The sequence below is a fragment of the Staphylococcus croceilyticus genome (genome assembly GCF_002902575.1).
GTDB lineage: Bacteria > Bacillota > Bacilli > Staphylococcales > Staphylococcaceae > Staphylococcus > Staphylococcus croceilyticus.
Genome location: NZ_PPRD01000071.1, coordinates 1 through 17,530, shown reverse-complemented (window position 1 = coordinate 17,530; position 17,530 = coordinate 1). Strand labels below are relative to the sequence as shown.

Genomic DNA, 17,530 nt, shown 5'->3' with positions numbered 1-17,530 from the left:
TCTACGGTTTTGAAAAAACCTAGATTTGGTAAAGAAAAAAGTCTTTACAAAGTTTGATTGAACTGTTAATATTATTTCTTGTAGAAAATAAAAAGTAAAAGATTTAAAGGAGAGTTTTATATATGGCAGTTAAAATTCGTTTAACTCGTTTAGGTTCAAAAAGAAATCCATTCTATCGTATCGTTGTAGCTGACGCACGTGCTCCACGTGACGGTCGTATTATCGAACAAATCGGTACTTACAACCCAGCTAGCGTTAACGCACCAGAAGTTAAAATCGACGAAGAATTAGCTTTAAAATGGTTAAAAGACGGTGCTAAACCAACTGATACAGTTCACAATATCTTATCTAAACAAGGTATTTTAAAAACTTTTGACGAACAAAAGAAAGCTAAATAATTAGTTAAATTTGTCGACAAAATAATTGTAAAGTAGAAAGACTGTTTGAAAACCCTTGTCAATCGAGGAAACGAAATGCGTAACGACGGGAGTTTACTACGGGTAAATGATGACCTAGGCACGCATAAGGTGACAAAGAGTGAAATTGTTTATCTACAGTCTGAGCTAAATAATTAGCGGATGTTTTACTACAAAAGGCGCCCTTCGTGGCGTCTTTTTATTTAACAAAAAATCATGATACTATGTAAGAAATGAACTTAATGTATTAGGAGGGACGCAATATGGAAGTTGAAGTGGGACAGATTGTTAACACACACGGAATTAAAGGTGAAGTGAAAGTGAAATCCAATTCAGATTTTACGGAAACACGTTTTCAACCGGGAGAAACATTAATAGTAAAACATAATAATAATGAAATAGCGTTAACCGTTACTTCTTATCGTGTGCATAAAGGCTTTCACATGCTTAAATTTGAAGGTATAAATAATATTAATGATGTTGAACAATATAAGGGAGACTATTTATATCAAGAACGTGATCATGAAGATATAGAATTAGAAGAGAATGAATTTTATTATTCAGACATCATTGGATGTACAGTATTTGATGATGAAGATACGCCAATCGGTCGAGTAATCAACATTTTTGAAACAGGTGCGAATGATGTGTGGGTAGTGAAAGGCGACAAAGAATATCTTATTCCTTATATTGCCGATGTAGTTAAAGAAGTTGATGTTGAAAATAAATCAATTCGAATTACGCCAATGGAAGGATTGTTAGACTAATGAAGATTGATTATTTAACATTATTTCCAGAAATGTTTGATGGTGTACTTAACCATTCTATTTTAAAAAGAGCACAAGATAAAAATATTATTAATGTGAATACTATTAATTTCAGAGATTATGCTGTCAATAAACATAACCAAGTAGATGATTATCCATTTGGTGGCGGTCAAGGCATGGTGCTAAAACCAGAACCTGTATTTAATGCTATGGAAGATATTCAACGTGATGAGCATACGCGTGTGATATTAATGTGTCCTCAAGGGCGTCCATTTTCACAAGAAATAGCACAAGAACTTAGCGAAGCAGAACATATTGTTTTTATCTGTGGACATTACGAAGGCTATGACGAACGTATTCGCGAGCATCTTGTTACGGATGAAATTTCAATGGGTGATTACGTCTTAACAGGAGGCGAGTTACCTGCGATGACGATGACGGATGCGATTGTGCGTTTGATTCCTGGTGTGCTAGGTAATGAGCAATCTCACCAAGATGATTCTTTCTCAGACGGTTTGTTAGAATTTCCGCAATATACGCGTCCAAGAGAGTTTAATAACATGATGGTGCCAGATGTATTATTGTCTGGTAATCATGCTAATATTGAAAAGTGGCGTCATGAACAAAAATTAATTCGTACTTATAATAAGCGTCCTGATTTATTGGAACAGTATCCACTTACTGATAAGGATAAAGAAATTTTAGAAAGCTATAAAAAGCAATTGAAAAACGATTAGTTGTATGCTAATATATATCAAGTGTGAAAAGACACTAAAAATCACTATGATCCGCTGCTATATGTATGTCGAGGCAAGAACATAGGTTGAAGGAGAGTATAAAAATGAGTAATCATAAGTTAATCGAAGCAGTAACTAAATCACAATTACGCACAGACTTACCAGCTTTCCGTACTGGTGACACTTTACGTGTACACGTACGTATCGTGGAAGGTTCACGTGAACGTATCCAAGTATTCGAAGGTGTTGTAATCAAACGCCGTGGTGGAGGAATTTCAGAAACTTTCACAGTTCGTAAAATTTCTTCAGGTGTAGGTGTGGAACGTACATTCCCATTACACACTCCAAAAATCGAAAAAATCGAAGTTAAACGTCGTGGTAAAGTACGTCGTGCTAAATTATACTACTTACGTAGTTTACGTGGTAAAGCTGCTAGAATCCAAGAAATTCGTTAATCAGCATACTGAAGATATGACAAAGGTATGGGTTAGTCACAACGCATATCTTAATAAAAAAGACTTCCAACTCATGGCTTTATGCCAGAGTGGAAGTCTTTTTTGTGTTAATGATGTTTTGAAGATTGGTAGCCTTTACGTTTTACCCATAGGCTAAATATTACGCTACCTATTATTCCGATTACACTTAATATGATTAAAATGAATAAGTGAGGCGGTGTATACGTTAAACGAATATGTGTATCATTTTTATTAACTGGAATTGCAGTCATGATACCATTTGCTTTTTCAACTTTAACATCTCTGCCATTAACCTTGGCTTTCATACCATCTGCATATACAGTTGGTAAAACGACATAACCTGAAGTACCTTTAGATTTTGTAATAGTAAAACCATTTCTATTGTCTTTTACTTTCACAGGCTCTAATTCTTTTGAAGCACGTTTTAAGGTATCGTAATCTTCACCGTAAATACCTTTTATAGATAAGCGATAATTTCCTTTTGAAAGGTGAATATTTAACTTATCAGATGATTTCACTCTCATTGTCACTGGGGTAACAAAACGACGATATTTATAGCTTAATTCATTACGGTTTTGAGTATATTCATTCACACCAACACTATGTGCTTTATCAGGTGCTAATAATTCTACATCCATTTCCACATACATATCTTTATATTTATCTGCGATGGATTGTGGTAGTGATAAGGTTACGCCACCATCATCTTTCGTGACTTTAAGATGATTTTTATTTTGCCAAGTGGCATTATTTAATGATTCTTCCGCTTCGCCAAGTAGATTGTCATTACGCTTGAATGAAGCGTTTGCCTTTTTAGAGTTATCATCAAGCACGACGCCTTGTAACATGGCTTGTTCACGATCTAAAGGCGATTTAAGGTCACTAGCATTGTAAATCTTATCAGTAACATGTGCAGCTGGATAATCTATTTTGTTAGTCGAATGAAGTAATGTATCTTTGCCCTCTGTGATTGTCTCTGCCTTTTCAAAACCATAAGGCATGTTCAAATCATCAGGGTGACGGAAGCGGTCTTGAACATCCCACATAGCTTCTAAATTCGCGCGATTACCTAAATAACGATAGGTACTATTCTTATCCACCGGCATATTGATTTGCATTAATTTATCATAATAGTTTAAGATACTTCCATCGAAAATGCTGGAATATAAGGATATACCATTATAATGATAAATAAATGGTGAATTTAAAGCGTACATCGACATGTAGTCAATACGATGGAATGGATTGGAACTCGTATCATTAATACGATTAATCTTGTTAGCAAGCGCTTTATTATGATAACTAGGATCATGAACTGTGTTTATTGTAGTGGCATACGGATCAATCGTACGCGCTCTTGAATCATGCGTTAAAACCACTTGTTGTACGACGAAGATAAGAACGATTGCTACCAATATTGAAGGATGATGTAACCACTTTTTCTTCCAAATTAAGAAAGCAAGTATAATCATTAAAGCTAAAGGTACGACCATCCAGTGAACATAGCCTTCAGCAAAGATTAATTTAAGTATGCCGAAAATGAAGACTGGTACTGCAGCAAATAGATAATGTTTTATCGATAATTCTGATAAATGTTGGATAAATAAAGCAATTAACACACTAGTTGATAGTGATAAGAAATAAACCCATCGACGTTGTGGTAATGAGAAACCATTAAACGCACTATCAAAGTATTGGGAAAGTGAACCAATTAATAAAAACCACGTTATGATAGCAAAAATACGATAATAGTAATGTTTGTATAATTTAAACGATAATAATGCGACTAGTGCAATAATTGACACTGTGATATAAAAACCGTTTGAGAATATGTAATATTTATTTTGAGTTAAATCAGTAAATAACGAAATGTTAAATTCATTATTCTGCTGTCTATCATTATTTAAAAATGACGATACGCCAGTATAGAAACCTAAAATACTAGAAAGTAACGCTAAAATTGCGCCACAAGCAAGTAGATAAAACTTCTGCCAACGTGTGACGATATCGTAGCGGTATTTAAAAATCAGTCGTAATAAGAAATATATTCCTAATACTATCGCTTGATAATAGCTAAAGTAAAAATTAGAAAATAAAGTTAACGCAACTGAAAATATAAATAAGCCAATTTTTCGTTGTTGGAAGAAACGTTCCATTCCCCATATTGATAATGGTAAGAAAATCAATAAATCACCATAAAATGACCAAGTAAAATTGTAATAAAGTATAAGCGTTGAAGCACCATATGAGATAGTCGCTATTAATAATGGTGCGGGTTTTAATTTTAACCATCTAAAACAATAAAATGCACAGATAAATGTAATAATTGTTCTGATATATGCAACAATCAATTGGTTAAGTGGCCAAAAATCAATTTGATGGGGATTCCAATTAAATAAGGTCTCTCCAAGCCAAACAAAGATAAAATTAACCCACATAATAGGGGAAAGGGAGTAATAATAAGCAAGCCCTTTAACATAATCTCCCCCTAAACCAAAGGATTGGTCATAGAACCCTTTGAATTGAGTAAAATGCTCATATAAATAGAGCTGAAAAGGCATCATTTGTCTGAAACCATCGCCAGAACCACTAAACACATATCCCTCTCTAAAATAATCGCGTATAAATGGATAATAAATTGCTAAAGACACCAAATTAGCAACGATAAAAATGAATCCAAATGTCCATAATGGTTTAGTCCAAACTTTCTTAATCAATTTATTTCCTCATCTTTCTCTTTTTTGAATTGTTAAGTCTTACAAATATGAAGCTTATGATCATACTAATTAAAGAAATGAATATGATCGTATTCCAATAAGGTGGTTGATACTTAATGGTAATCGTTTTAGCGGATGCATTGACAGGAACGCCTGTCATCATATAATTCACTTTTACCGGATTAACGTGCTTCCCATCAACATAGGCACGCATGCCATCTCGATAAGGTATATTGATAGAAGCTATTCCTTTACGATGTTTATCTAAATGAACTTCAATACCATTTTTAATATCTGTATAATTACTATGATTTTTATGTTGATAAGCCTGTTTAAGCGTATCATAATTTTCCCCATTTAAATCGAGTAACTTCATATTAAATTCGCCATCTGGAGATAACATGATAGTAATATTACCGTTTTTATCAGGTTGTGTACGGTAAAGTTGTGTATCTACGCCTGTACGGTACGTTGAATTATTGAATAGACGATGGTTCGCATAATTATTTACCGCAACCGTATAATTACTATCCGGATTGCCGCGTTTAATCATCATTGTAAGATAGAAATCGTCGTACTTATTACGTAATGAAGTAGGTACATGTAAAGTGATAGTGCCCCCTTTACCGCCTACAACTTTATATTTATGTTTGCCGAGCTTCTTGATGTTATGAGTTTGCATGTCTACTTTATTAAGTAAGTCAGGCGCTTTAGCAGTATACTTAGCCCCTTTGTCTTCCATAATGACGCCATCTAGCATCGCATGTTCTCTATCTATTGCTGTAGTTAAGCTTTTACTATTATAAATATTGTTTGTCACTTTTACTGACGGGAGATTAAGTTTATTTTCGTATATTGTGTATTGTCCGCTCGTTTTTATTTTTTGAAAATACGCAGGCAAATTACCTTGATATTCTTTTAACATTATATAACGAATAGAGAATAAACTTGCGAGATTTTGACGACCATTAATAGATTGATAGCGACTCAATGATTCTTCAGCTAAATTAATCTTCAAGGCATCGTAATAGAAATCAAGAATATTATGATGGAAGATACTGGAATACAGACTTAAACCTTTAAAATGTTGATACATCGGTGTATTGTCTTGCTCATTGACGCGCCAATCTATACGCTCATCTTCTTGTTTATCATTCACCATTTCTCTAACAAGTGCGCGTTGTAAATCGGAACTATATAAACTTGAATTAACATAAAACGTATTGGCACGATCTCGGTGATCTTTAAAATAAATTTGATTATTTATAAATACAATAGATACTACAATACTTAATAAGATAATGGATATTCCATATATATAATTTAACTTTATACGATAGGATTTATCTTTTATCAATAAAATGATTAAACCTATAATTGAAACCATTGGAACAAGAATTAACCAAGCTACGAATTTATGATATACAATGGCACTACTAAAAATAACTATTTCAGCTATAAGGTTAGAGAGTATATACGTTTTAAGGCTTAACGTACGATAATATTTTAGAAATAGACCGATTAAGATTGCCGAATTGAACGCTAGAATAAAGTGCCAGCGTTTTTGTGGTGCAGAAAAGCCATTGAACACTTGATCCACAAATGGAATAAAACTACATATAATGAAAATAAATGTCAGTATCGCAAACAGGCGATAGTAATAATGTTTATATAATTTAAACGATAATAAAGCTTGAATTGTAATAAACAATATGACAATAAGATAATTATCAAAAAATACATTAGTATTAATGTCTAATTTTTCAAAAGCAGGGACGTCACCTGAAAAAGGAATACGTCGGTTGTTTAAAAAACTTTGCGCGCCATGGAAGAAAATAAATAAACTGTTACCAAGCGCTAATAATGCACTTATAACTAGTAATAATAGGGCTTTTCCACGTGAAATCATATCTTTAGGATGTCTTAATATAATGCGTATTAATATGTAACCTGCACCTATTAAACATAAATAATAAGCGAAATAGAAATTGTTGATTAATAGAAGTGTGACAGTCACTATGAATAAACCAAATTTCCGCTTCTGTAATACACGTTCAATTGACAATAGTAGAAGTGGCATCCAGATAAAGACATCACTGAAAAATGGCCAATAAACGGTAAAACGATAGTATAGGGGTGACATGACAAATAAAAAGGCCATGATTAAACTTAGCCATTTATTTTTAGAAATCCATTTACTATATAAATAAGTACAATACATAGCAATGGCTGCTTTGATAATTGACATAATTAGGGCATCAATCATCCAAAACATTAAATCTTGCGTATGTAACGTCATGAAAGATTTTATTATCAATATAATAATAACGTTTAAAATAAATAATAAATTAGTAGAGAAGTAATAACTTAAGTCAGTGAAAAAGTCTCCACCCAAACCAAAATCCGTAGCATAAAATAGATTGCCATGACTCCACTTCTCAAATAAATACATTTGAATAGGGACCATTTGCTCCATACCGTCATTCGGTCCAGTAAATAAAATACCATCATGAATGAAGCGGTAAATAATGTAGCTATGGCCAATTAAAGCAAGCGCTAAGAATAAGCATATATGTATTAGAAATTTCTTCATATTTAACCTCTAACGTATTTTAAATCATTTTCATAATTAAATTGTAGGCTATTCGTGGATAGGAATAAAGTAATTTGAGCATGCTGATAAAGTAATATAACCACTAATAGTTCACGCATATTAAACACGAATGATAAAATGATAGAGAACGTACATGATTAGTGGTGAAGGTTTTAATTTTCAAGTATAATCAAAAAGTTGAAATCGACATAAAATTAATGAAAGTAAGGTGAATGAATATGCCAATACAATGGTATCCAGGCCATATGGCAAAAGCCAAAAGAGAGGTTACGGAACAATTAAAAAAAGTGGACGTTGTCTTTGAATTAGTAGATGCACGTATTCCATATAGTTCACGAAATCCAATGATCGACGATGTCATTAAGCAAAAACCAAGAGTAGTTATTCTCAATAAAAAAGATATGGCTAATTTAAATGAAATGCAAAAATGGGAGCATTTCTTTGTAGATAAAGGTTACTATCCTGTAGCGTTTGATGCTAAGCACGGTAAAAATTTAAAAAACGTAGAAACAGCGGCTATTGAAGCGACTAAAGAAAAATTTGAAAGAGAAAAAGCAAAAGGATTAAAGCCACGTGCCATTCGTGCCATGATTGTAGGCATTCCAAATGTGGGGAAATCAACGCTTATTAATAAATTAGCTAGAAAGAATATCGCTCAAACAGGAAATAAGCCTGGCGTGACTAAGCAACAACAATGGATTAAAGTGGGTCAATCACTACAATTATTAGACACACCAGGGATCCTTTGGCCTAAATTCGAAGATGAATTAGTAGGTAAGAAATTAAGTTTAACGGGTGCGATTAAAGATAGTATTGTACATTTAGATGAAGTGGCGATTTATGGTTTAGAATTCTTGATTAAACATGATTTAGAAGGATTCAAACAACATTATAAAATTGATGTGCCTGAAGATGCTGAAATGCTAGAATGGTTCGATGCTATTGGTCGACGTCGAGGTCTATTACAACGTGGTAATGAAGTGGATTATGAAGCGGTTATTGAATTAATTATTAACGATGTACGTAATGCTAAAATTGGCACTTATTGCTTTGACTTATATGCTGAAATGAAAAGTGAGTTAAACGATGATGCAAACAATTAAAGAAGTTAAAGCATTACTAGCCACAATCACAGATATTGAAGAATTAGACAACCACGAATTAAATGCTGATAGTCGTAAAGGCGTGCAACAAAGTATTGCCCAACGTCGCAAACAACTTTTAAAAGAACAAGAAATCATTCAGCATTATCAAGTTATGAATAAGTATGAGAATGAATTGCTTGAAAGACATCCTGAAGCATTAATTTGTGGGATAGATGAAGTGGGACGCGGGCCATTAGCAGGACCTGTAGTGGCTTGCGCTGTCATACTCAATCCGGGGCATCAATATTTAGGATTAGATGATTCAAAAAAAGTTTCAGCTGTAAAACGCGAGTTGTTAAATCAACAACTTAAAGAAGGCGTATTAGATTATGCATATGGCATAGCAAGTGCAGAAGAAATCGACCAATTAAATATTTATAATGCAACAAAAGTAGCGATGGAACGTGCCATTGCACAATTAAAGCATCAGCCTGATCACTTGTTAATTGATGCGATGACTTTAGATAATTCCATTCCCCAAACTTCAATTATTAAAGGGGATGCTAAAAGTGTATCGATAGCGGCTGCAAGTATTATGGCTAAAGAATATCGAGATACATTAATGAAAGAAATTGCTGAAGCATATCCTGGTTACGATTTTGATAAAAATGTGGGCTACGGCACGAAAGCCCATCTTAAAGGGTTGAATCAGTTAGGTATTACGCCTTATCATCGCAAGAGCTTTGAACCAGTGAAATCTATGTTGTAATTATTTGAATTTTAAATTTATTGCAAAAAGTGAAACAGTTTCAGTTTACAATAGCGCTTTCATTTTTTATAATTAAAAATGAACTTAACCTAAGAAACAGGAGGATGGAAGATGAATATCCACGAGTATCAAGGTAAAGAAATATTTCGTTCTATGGGCGTAGCAGTTCCAGAAGGACGCGTTGCATTCACTGCTGAAGAAGCAGTAGAAAAGGCGAAAGAATTAGACTCAGATGTTTATGTGGTAAAAGCACAAATCCACGCTGGGGGTAGAGGTAAAGCAGGTGGTGTTAAAATTGCTAAATCACTATCTGAAGTTGAAACTTACGCTAATGAATTATTAGGGAAACAATTAGTTACACATCAAACTGGCCCAGAAGGTAAAGAAGTAAAACGTTTATACATCGAACAAGGTTGCGATATTCAAAAAGAATATTATGTCGGTTTCGTTATTGACCGCGCAACTGATCGTATTACTTTAATGGCTTCTGAAGAAGGCGGTACTGAAATTGAAGAAGTAGCTGCTAAAACACCAGAAAAAATCTTTAAAGAAACAATTGACCCAGTTGTAGGTTTATCACCATACCAAGCACGTCGTATTGCTTTCAATATTAACATTCCTAAAGAATCAGTTAATAAAGCAGCGAAATTTTTACTTTCTTTATACAATGTATTTGTAGAAAAAGATTGCTCTATCGTTGAAATTAACCCATTAGTAACAACTGGTGACGGCGACGTTTTAGCTCTAGATGCGAAACTTAACTTTGATGACAATGCTTTATTTAGACATAAAGATATTCAAGAATTACGTGATTTAGAAGAAGAAGATCCAAAAGAAATTGAAGCATCTAAATATGACTTATCTTACATCGCATTAGATGGAGATATCGGTTGTATGGTTAACGGTGCTGGTTTAGCTATGGCCACAATGGATACGATTAATCATTTTGGTGGAAATCCAGCTAACTTCCTAGACGTTGGGGGCGGCGCTACTAAAGAAAAAGTTACTGAAGCATTCAAAATCATCTTAGGTGATGACAATGTTAAAGGTATCTTTGTAAATATCTTCGGTGGAATCATGAAATGTGACGTTATCGCTGAAGGTATCGTAGCAGCAGTTAAAGAAGTAGACTTAACTTTACCTTTAGTTGTACGTTTAGAAGGTACTAACGTTGAACGTGGTAAACAAATCTTAAACGATTCAGGATTAGCAATCGAACCAGCAGCTACAATGGCTGAAGGCGCACAAAAAATTGTTAAACTTGTTAAAGAAGCGTAAGGAAAGGATGGGAACACTAAGATGAGTGTATTTATAGATAAGAATACTAAAGTAATGGTACAAGGTATTACAGGGTCTACTGCCCTTTTCCATACAAAACAAATGCTTGATTATGGCACACAAATCGTTGCTGGTGTAACACCGGGTAAAGGCGGACAAGTCGTTGAAGGCGTGCCAGTATACAATACAGTAGCAGAAGCTAAAGAAGAAACAGGCGCTAACGTATCAGTTGTTTATGTTCCAGCACCATTTGCTGCAGATTCAATTTTAGAAGCGGCTGATGCTGACTTAGATATGGTAATTTGTATTACAGAACATATTCCAGTTATTGACATGATTAAAGTTAAACGTTACTTAGAAGGTAGAAAAACACGTTTAGTAGGACCAAACTGCCCAGGTGTTATCACAGCTGATGAATGTAAAATCGGTATCATGCCTGGATATATCCACAAAAAAGGTCATGTAGGCGTAGTTTCACGTTCTGGTACATTAACTTATGAAGCTGTACATCAATTAACTGAAGAAGGTATTGGTCAAACTACAGCTGTAGGTATCGGTGGCGACCCAGTTAACGGTACAAACTTCATCGATGTTCTTAAAGCATTCAATGAAGATGAAGAAACTAAAGCAGTCGTAATGATCGGTGAAATCGGTGGTACAGCTGAAGAAGAAGCAGCTGAATGGATTAAAGCTAACATGAAGAAACCAGTAGTAGGTTTCATTGGTGGACAAACTGCTCCTCCAGGTAAACGTATGGGCCATGCTGGTGCGATTATTTCTGGCGGTAAAGGTACTGCAGATGAAAAAATTAAAACATTAAACGATTGTGGTGTTAAAACTGCAGATACACCTTCAGAAATCGGTACAACTTTAATCGAAGCAGCTAAAGAAGCTGGCATTTATGAAGAATTATTAACAGTAAAATAATTTGATATCATTTCAAATTTGATAGCCTAGATTCCAAATTGGTGGAGTCTAGGCTTTTTTGCGTTTAAAATAGGACTTTAACTTATAATATATATATTATAATTTTTTTATCATATATGTTTGTGATGGCTATCCAGCAAACTATCCAACATGGCAAAAGATAAAAATTTTGAAACTTAGCAATATAATTGAAAGAGAGTTAAACACCTATGAAATTTACATCACTTACCCCTGATGAGTTTAAAGACTACGTTGAACAACATTTTTCTCATTATACTCAATCAACAGATTTATACCAATATCGAATTACACATAATAAAGGCGTTCATTTAGTAGGCGTTAAAGAAGCTGGAAAGGTAATAGCCGCATGCTTATTAACTGATGCTCGTGCGTTGAAAGTTTTTAAATATTTTTATACGCACCGTGGTCCAGTAATGGATTATTCTAATACAGAATTAGTCGAATTTTTCTTTAAGAATTTAACTCGATATGTCCGTAGACGCAGAGGAATTTTTATACTAGTTGACCCTTATGTTTTGGAAAATATACGAAATGCAGATGGAGACCTACTAGAACGCTTTAATAATCAACAGTGGTTCAAAGTAATGGAGAGTCTAGGCTATCAACATCAAGGTTTTACAACTGGTTATTCAGATATGAGTCAAATACGATGGCATTCTATTTTAGATTTGCAAGATAAAAGTGAACAACAAATCTTACAAGATATGTCATATCAAACTAGAAGAAACATTTCGAAAACGTTAGAAATGGATGTTGAAGTTAAAACTTTAACTATTAATGAAACAAATAGATTTTATCGATTATTTCACATGGCTGAAGAGAAACATGGTTTCCATTTTCAAGAAGAGCCTTATTTCAAGCAAATGTTAGAAATTTATGGAGATAGAGCGTGTATAAAGTTAGCTTATATTGATTTAAATAAGTATTTAAAATCATTAAAAAATAAAAAGATAGAACTAGAAGCTGCTATTAGTGAATTGAAAAAATCATTGGAAACTAATTCTAATTCGAAAAAAACTAAAACTAAATATCAGCAATTAAAACAGCAATTAGAAAGTGTATGTAATAAAGTGACCAAAACTGAAAAATTAATAGTGACGGACGGTACTTTACTTGATTTAGCTGCTGCTTTATTTATATACAACAATCATGAAATGTACTATTTATCTAGTGGTTCTAATCCTAAGTATAATGAATTTATGGGCGCTTACCGATTACAATGGGACATGATTCTATTTGCAAAAGAGAAAGGAATACCGCGCTATAATTTCTATGGAATAACTGGAGAATTCGGTAAAAACGCAGAAGATTATGGTGTTCAACAATTTAAAAAAGGTTTTAATGCATTTGTTGAAGAGTATGTAGGCGATTTTATTAAACCTGTTAACCAATTTTTATACAAACTGTATAAGAAATAAAGAAGATTGACGTAGAGAGGAAAGAAATAGAAATCTCTACTTTAATTTTTTATTAAGGAGAAAAATAGGGTTAGTTTACATAAGGAGAGGCGAGGTTTTACTCATTAAATTTAGATTTAATTTTTAAAGTGAATTGTCTCACAAATGAAATTTTTCTATGAATAATTTGTACTATAATAGTTACAAAGGAGAAAGCATCATGACAGACAACGAAATAGTTTTATTAAAACTTAGATGGGCTGGGTATTCAACACAGCAAATTCATCATTTACTAAATTTGTACCCTGATTATTTAAGTTATTCTTTCAGAGACCAAGTAGATACCTTAAGAACATGGGAAAAGCTTTATAGCAAAAAAGAACTTGTAGACCAATTTATCAAAGTTAACATCAATAAAATTATAGAACATTTAGCAAGCCACCATGTGAAATTTATTTCTTCATTTAATTCTTCGTATTCACCGCTTCTTAAGCAAATTTATGATTATCCATTCATTTTATTTTATAAAGGAAATGTCAATTTACTGTCTTCTACTAATACTTTAGGCGTTGTAGGCTCACGCGCCGCCACTCAATATTCCTCTCACGCCATGCAGTATCTCTTCTCAAATTTCACTCATATTCCTCTTACTATTGTTTCAGGACTAGCTAAAGGTGCAGATAGTTTAGCACATCATTACGCGTTAAAGTTTAATTTACCTACTATTGCAGTTTTAGGTCATGGTCATTTAAAACACTATCCTAAAAAAACTGAGAAACTACGATATATAATTGAAGAAAGAGGATTAGTTATTAGTGAATATCCACCATGTGTTAATATTGCAAGGTATCACTTTCCACAACGTAATCGTCTAATTAGTGGTTTATCAAAAGGGGTTTTAATTACTGAAGCAGGTATTAAAAGCGGTAGCCAAATCACGATTGATTGTGCGATTGAACAAAATAGAAATGTGTATGTATTGCCAGGATCTATGTTTAATCCATTAACTAAAGGAAACCTGCTAAGAGCTCAAGAAGGGGCAATGATAGTTTCAGAAGCAAAAGATATATTGAATGATTTTTAAGTATAGTCAATTTTTAAAAAATTGCTAAAATTGTTATAAATGATAATTTATATTGTGAAATAAGTTGATATTATATGTTAATAGAAACTAATTCAAATGATGATCAAAAACGAAGTTAATTAAAGTTAAATATTGACAAAATCAAAATCGACCGTTTATCATTTATCTTTAGTAATTGAAAAAGCAAGGGGGAATTCACTTTGGCAGATAATTTAGTCATAGTTGAGTCGCCTGCAAAAGCTAAAACCATTGAAAAATATTTAGGTAAAAAATATAAAGTTATAGCTTCTATGGGACATGTACGTGACTTACCAAGAAGTCAAATGGGTGTCGATGTAGAAGATAATTATGAACCAAAATATATTACTATTCGCGGTAAAGGGCCCGTAGTTAAAGATTTAAAAAAATATGCTAAGAAAGCGAAAAAAGTTTTCCTAGCGAGTGACCCCGACCGTGAAGGTGAAGCGATTGCTTGGCATTTATCAAAAATTTTAGAACTTGATGATACAAAAGAAAACAGAGTAGTATTTAATGAAATTACAAAAGACGCGGTTAAAGAGAGTTTTAAGCATCCACGTGATATTCAAATGGATTTAGTAGATGCTCAACAAGCGCGTCGTATTTTAGATAGATTAGTAGGTTACAACATTTCTCCAGTATTATGGAAGAAAGTAAAAAAAGGTTTATCAGCAGGACGCGTACAATCAGTAGCATTAAGATTAGTAATTGATAGAGAAAATGAAATTCGCAATTTTAAACCAGAAGAATATTGGACAATTGAAGGCGAATTTAGATATAAAAAATCGAAATTTAATGCGAAATTTTTACATTATAAAAACAAGCCGTTTAAATTAAAGACTAAGAAAGATGTAGAAAAAATTACTGCTGAACTTAATGGCGATGAATTTGAAATTACGAATGTAAACAAAAAGGAAAAAACAAGAAACCCAGCTAATCCTTTTACAACTTCAACACTTCAACAAGAAGCGGCGCGTAAATTAAACTTTAAAGCTCGTAAAACAATGATGATTGCGCAACAATTGTATGAAGGTATTGATTTAAAAAGACAAGGGACAGTTGGTTTAATTACTTATATGCGTACAGACTCTACACGTATTTCTCAATCAGCTAAAGATGAAGCAAAAAATTATATTGAAGACAAATACGGTAAAGAGTATGTTTCTCGCCGTACAGCTAAAGGCAAACAAGGGGACCAAGATGCCCATGAGGCAATTCGTCCTACAAGTACATTACGTACGCCTGACGAAATGAAAGCGTGTTTAACTCGTGATCAACATCGTTTATATAAATTAATTTGGGAACGCTTTGTAGCGAGTCAAATGGCGCCAGCTATTTTAGATACTATAGCTTTAGACGTTACTCAAAATGACATTAAGTTTAGAGCTAATGGACAAACTATTAAATTTAAAGGCTTTATGACTTTATATGTTGAAGCTAAAGACGATAAAGAAAATGAAAAAGAAAATAAATTACCGAAATTAAGTGAAGGCGATAAAGTTACTGCAACACAAATTGAACCTTCACAACACTTTACGCAACCACCTCCACGTTATACAGAAGCACGTCTAGTAAAAACATTAGAAGAATTGAAAATCGGTAGACCATCAACGTACGCACCGACAATTGATACAATTCAAAAAAGAAATTATGTAAAACTTGAAAGTAAGCGATTTGTACCTACTGAATTAGGTGAAATTGTGTATGAACAAGTTAGAGATTACTTCCCAGAAATCATAGACGTAGAATTTACAGTTAATATGGAAACGCTTTTAGATAAAATTGCTGAAGGCGATATTGGTTGGAGAAAAGTAATTGATAATTTCTATGGTAGTTTCAAATTAGATGTCGAACGTGCTGAAGAGGAAATGGAAAAAGTTGAAATCAAAGACGAACCAGCTGGAGAAGATTGCGAAGTCTGTGGTTCGCCAATGGTTATTAAAATGGGCCGTTACGGTAAATTTATGGCTTGTTCTAATTTCCCTGATTGTAGAAATACAAAAGCGATTGTTAAAACAATTGGCGTTACTTGCCCTAAATGTAAAAATGGAGATGTAGTAGAAAGAAAATCTAAGAAAAATAGATTATTCTATGGCTGTTCAAATTATCCAGAGTGCGACTTTATTTCATGGGATAAACCAGTAGGTCGTGATTGTCCAAAATGTAATCACTATCTCATGGAACATAAGAAAGGACGTAGCTCTCAAGTTATTTGTTCAAATTGTGACTATAAAGAAGAAGTTCAGAAATAAAAATTTTGAGGAGGATCAATATGAGTCAAACCGTTAACGTAGTTGGTGCAGGGTTAGCTGGTTCAGAAGCTGCTTATCAATTAGCACAACGAGGAATTAAAGTTAACCTAATTGAAATGCGTCCGGTGAAACAAACACCAGCGCATCATACCGATAAATTTGCTGAATTAGTATGTTCTAACTCATTGAGAGGTAATGCATTAACAAACGGCGTAGGTGTATTAAAAGAAGAAATGAGACGCTTAGACTCATTAATCATTGCAGCTGCTGACAAAGCTAGAGTACCAGCAGGAGGCGCTTTAGCTGTAGATAGACATGACTTTTCAGGATATATCACTGATACATTAAGAAATCATCCAAATGTGACTGTATTAAATGAAGAAATTCATAGCATTCCAGAAGGCCACACAATCATTGCTACTGGACCATTAACTACTGAGAACTTAGCTAAAGAAATCGTAGATATTACTGGTAAAGACCAATTATACTTCTACGATGCTGCAGCGCCTATTATTGAAAAAGATTCAATTGATATGGACAAAGTATATCTGAAATCACGTTATGATAAAGGTGAAGCGGCATACTTAAACTGTCCAATGACTGAAGAAGAATTTAACCGTTTTTATGATGCAGTTCTTGAAGCAGAAGTTGCACCAACAAATGAATTTGAAAAAGAAAAATATTTCGAAGGTTGCATGCCTTTTGAGGTAATGGCTGAACGTGGTCGTAAAACATTATTATTCGGACCTATGAAACCAGTTGGTCTTGAAGACCCTAAAACAGGTAAACGCCCATATGCAGTTGTACAATTACGTCAAGACGATGCGGCTGGTACACTTTATAATATTGTTGGTTTCCAAACGCACTTAAAATGGGGCGCACAAAAAGAAGTTATCCGATTAATTCCAGGCTTAGAAAATGTTGATATCGTAAGATACGGTGTAATGCACAGAAACACTTTCATTAATTCAC

Annotated in this window: 14 protein-coding genes; 12 read left to right on the top strand and 2 right to left on the bottom strand. The window is 33.5% G+C overall.

From position 1 onward, the window contains the following. Positions 1 to 122 precede the first annotated feature (122 nt). From rpsP to rplS, 4 genes are all read left to right on the top strand, one after another. Complete coding sequence (rpsP, locus tag CD128_RS08740) at positions 123 to 398, top strand: 30S ribosomal protein S16 (RefSeq protein ID WP_103297864.1); 276 nt, start codon at positions 123 to 125, stop codon at positions 396 to 398. 281 nt (positions 399 to 679) lie between these two features. Next, positions 680 to 1,183, top strand: coding sequence for a ribosome maturation factor RimM (gene rimM / locus CD128_RS08735; protein ID WP_103329586.1), 504 nt, complete (start codon positions 680 to 682; stop codon positions 1,181 to 1,183). Next, complete coding sequence (gene trmD / locus CD128_RS08730) at positions 1,183 to 1,920, top strand: tRNA (guanosine(37)-N1)-methyltransferase TrmD (RefSeq protein ID WP_103329585.1); 738 nt, start codon at positions 1,183 to 1,185, stop codon at positions 1,918 to 1,920. The genes rimM and trmD overlap by 1 nt, the downstream gene beginning before the upstream one ends. A 104-nt stretch (positions 1,921 to 2,024) precedes the next feature. Beyond that, the gene (gene rplS, locus CD128_RS08725) at positions 2,025 to 2,375 is read left to right on the top strand and encodes a 50S ribosomal protein L19 (RefSeq protein WP_103297861.1); all 351 of its coding nucleotides are present in this window, start codon (positions 2,025 to 2,027) and stop codon (positions 2,373 to 2,375) included. 107 nt (positions 2,376 to 2,482) lie between these two features. On the opposite strand, the gene CD128_RS08720 is transcribed toward rplS, so the two are convergent. Both CD128_RS08720 and CD128_RS08715 read right to left on the bottom strand, forming a co-directional pair. Continuing rightward, positions 2,483 to 5,113, bottom strand: a complete 2,631-nt coding sequence (locus CD128_RS08720; RefSeq protein ID WP_103329584.1) for a YfhO family protein — start codon at positions 5,111 to 5,113, stop codon at positions 2,483 to 2,485. Between the two features lies 1 nt (position 5,114). Then, entirely contained in the window at positions 5,115 to 7,706 is a 2,592-nt protein-coding gene (locus CD128_RS08715) for a YfhO family protein (protein WP_103329583.1), read from the bottom strand. 239 nt (positions 7,707 to 7,945) lie between these two features. Between CD128_RS08715 and ylqF the strand changes: the two genes are divergently transcribed. The 8 genes from ylqF to trmFO form a co-directional block, all read left to right on the top strand. Continuing rightward, complete coding sequence (gene ylqF / locus CD128_RS08710) at positions 7,946 to 8,830, top strand: ribosome biogenesis GTPase YlqF (protein ID WP_103329582.1); 885 nt, start codon at positions 7,946 to 7,948, stop codon at positions 8,828 to 8,830. Continuing rightward, positions 8,814 to 9,581, top strand: coding sequence for a ribonuclease HII (locus CD128_RS08705; protein WP_103329581.1), 768 nt, complete (start codon positions 8,814 to 8,816; stop codon positions 9,579 to 9,581). Before ylqF ends, CD128_RS08705 begins: the two co-directional genes overlap by 17 nt. A gap of 111 nt (positions 9,582 to 9,692) precedes the next feature. Further along, a complete protein-coding gene (sucC, locus tag CD128_RS08700; RefSeq protein WP_103297856.1) occupies positions 9,693 to 10,859 on the top strand; it encodes an ADP-forming succinate--CoA ligase subunit beta in 1,167 nt (388 codons plus the stop codon). 21 nt (positions 10,860 to 10,880) lie between these two features. Beyond that, entirely contained in the window at positions 10,881 to 11,786 is a 906-nt protein-coding gene (gene sucD, locus CD128_RS08695) for a succinate--CoA ligase subunit alpha (RefSeq protein ID WP_103297855.1), read from the top strand. Positions 11,787 to 11,995: 209 nt separating this feature from the next. Further along, the gene (locus CD128_RS08690; protein ID WP_103329580.1) at positions 11,996 to 13,225 is read left to right on the top strand and encodes an aminoacyltransferase; all 1,230 of its coding nucleotides are present in this window, start codon (positions 11,996 to 11,998) and stop codon (positions 13,223 to 13,225) included. A gap of 199 nt (positions 13,226 to 13,424) precedes the next feature. After that, positions 13,425 to 14,288, top strand: a complete 864-nt coding sequence (gene dprA, locus CD128_RS08685) for a DNA-processing protein DprA (protein WP_103329579.1) — start codon at positions 13,425 to 13,427, stop codon at positions 14,286 to 14,288. A gap of 200 nt (positions 14,289 to 14,488) precedes the next feature. Continuing rightward, complete coding sequence (topA, locus tag CD128_RS08680) at positions 14,489 to 16,558, top strand: type I DNA topoisomerase (protein ID WP_103329578.1); 2,070 nt, start codon at positions 14,489 to 14,491, stop codon at positions 16,556 to 16,558. Positions 16,559 to 16,578: 20 nt separating this feature from the next. Further along, on the top strand, positions 16,579 to 17,530 hold a 952-nt coding region (trmFO, locus tag CD128_RS08675; RefSeq protein WP_103329577.1), incomplete at its 3' end, for an FADH(2)-oxidizing methylenetetrahydrofolate--tRNA-(uracil(54)-C(5))-methyltransferase TrmFO.

Bases quoted from the DNA above. Each gene is read 5' to 3' on its own strand.
- rpsP (WP_103297864.1), top strand. From the start codon at position 123: ATGGCAGTTAAAATTCGTTTAACTCGTTTAGGTTCAAAAAGAAATCCA.
- rimM (WP_103329586.1), top strand. From the start codon at position 680: ATGGAAGTTGAAGTGGGACAGATTGTTAACACACACGGAATTAAAGGT.
- trmD (WP_103329585.1), top strand. From the start codon at position 1,183: ATGAAGATTGATTATTTAACATTATTTCCAGAAATGTTTGATGGTGTA.
- rplS (WP_103297861.1), top strand. From the start codon at position 2,025: ATGAGTAATCATAAGTTAATCGAAGCAGTAACTAAATCACAATTACGC.
- CD128_RS08715 (WP_103329583.1), bottom strand. From the start codon at position 7,706: ATGAAGAAATTTCTAATACATATATGCTTATTCTTAGCGCTTGCTTTA.
- ylqF (WP_103329582.1), top strand. From the start codon at position 7,946: ATGCCAATACAATGGTATCCAGGCCATATGGCAAAAGCCAAAAGAGAG.
- CD128_RS08705 (WP_103329581.1), top strand. From the start codon at position 8,814: ATGATGCAAACAATTAAAGAAGTTAAAGCATTACTAGCCACAATCACA.
- sucC (WP_103297856.1), top strand. From the start codon at position 9,693: ATGAATATCCACGAGTATCAAGGTAAAGAAATATTTCGTTCTATGGGC.
- sucD (WP_103297855.1), top strand. From the start codon at position 10,881: ATGAGTGTATTTATAGATAAGAATACTAAAGTAATGGTACAAGGTATT.
- CD128_RS08690 (WP_103329580.1), top strand. From the start codon at position 11,996: ATGAAATTTACATCACTTACCCCTGATGAGTTTAAAGACTACGTTGAA.
- dprA (WP_103329579.1), top strand. From the start codon at position 13,425: ATGACAGACAACGAAATAGTTTTATTAAAACTTAGATGGGCTGGGTAT.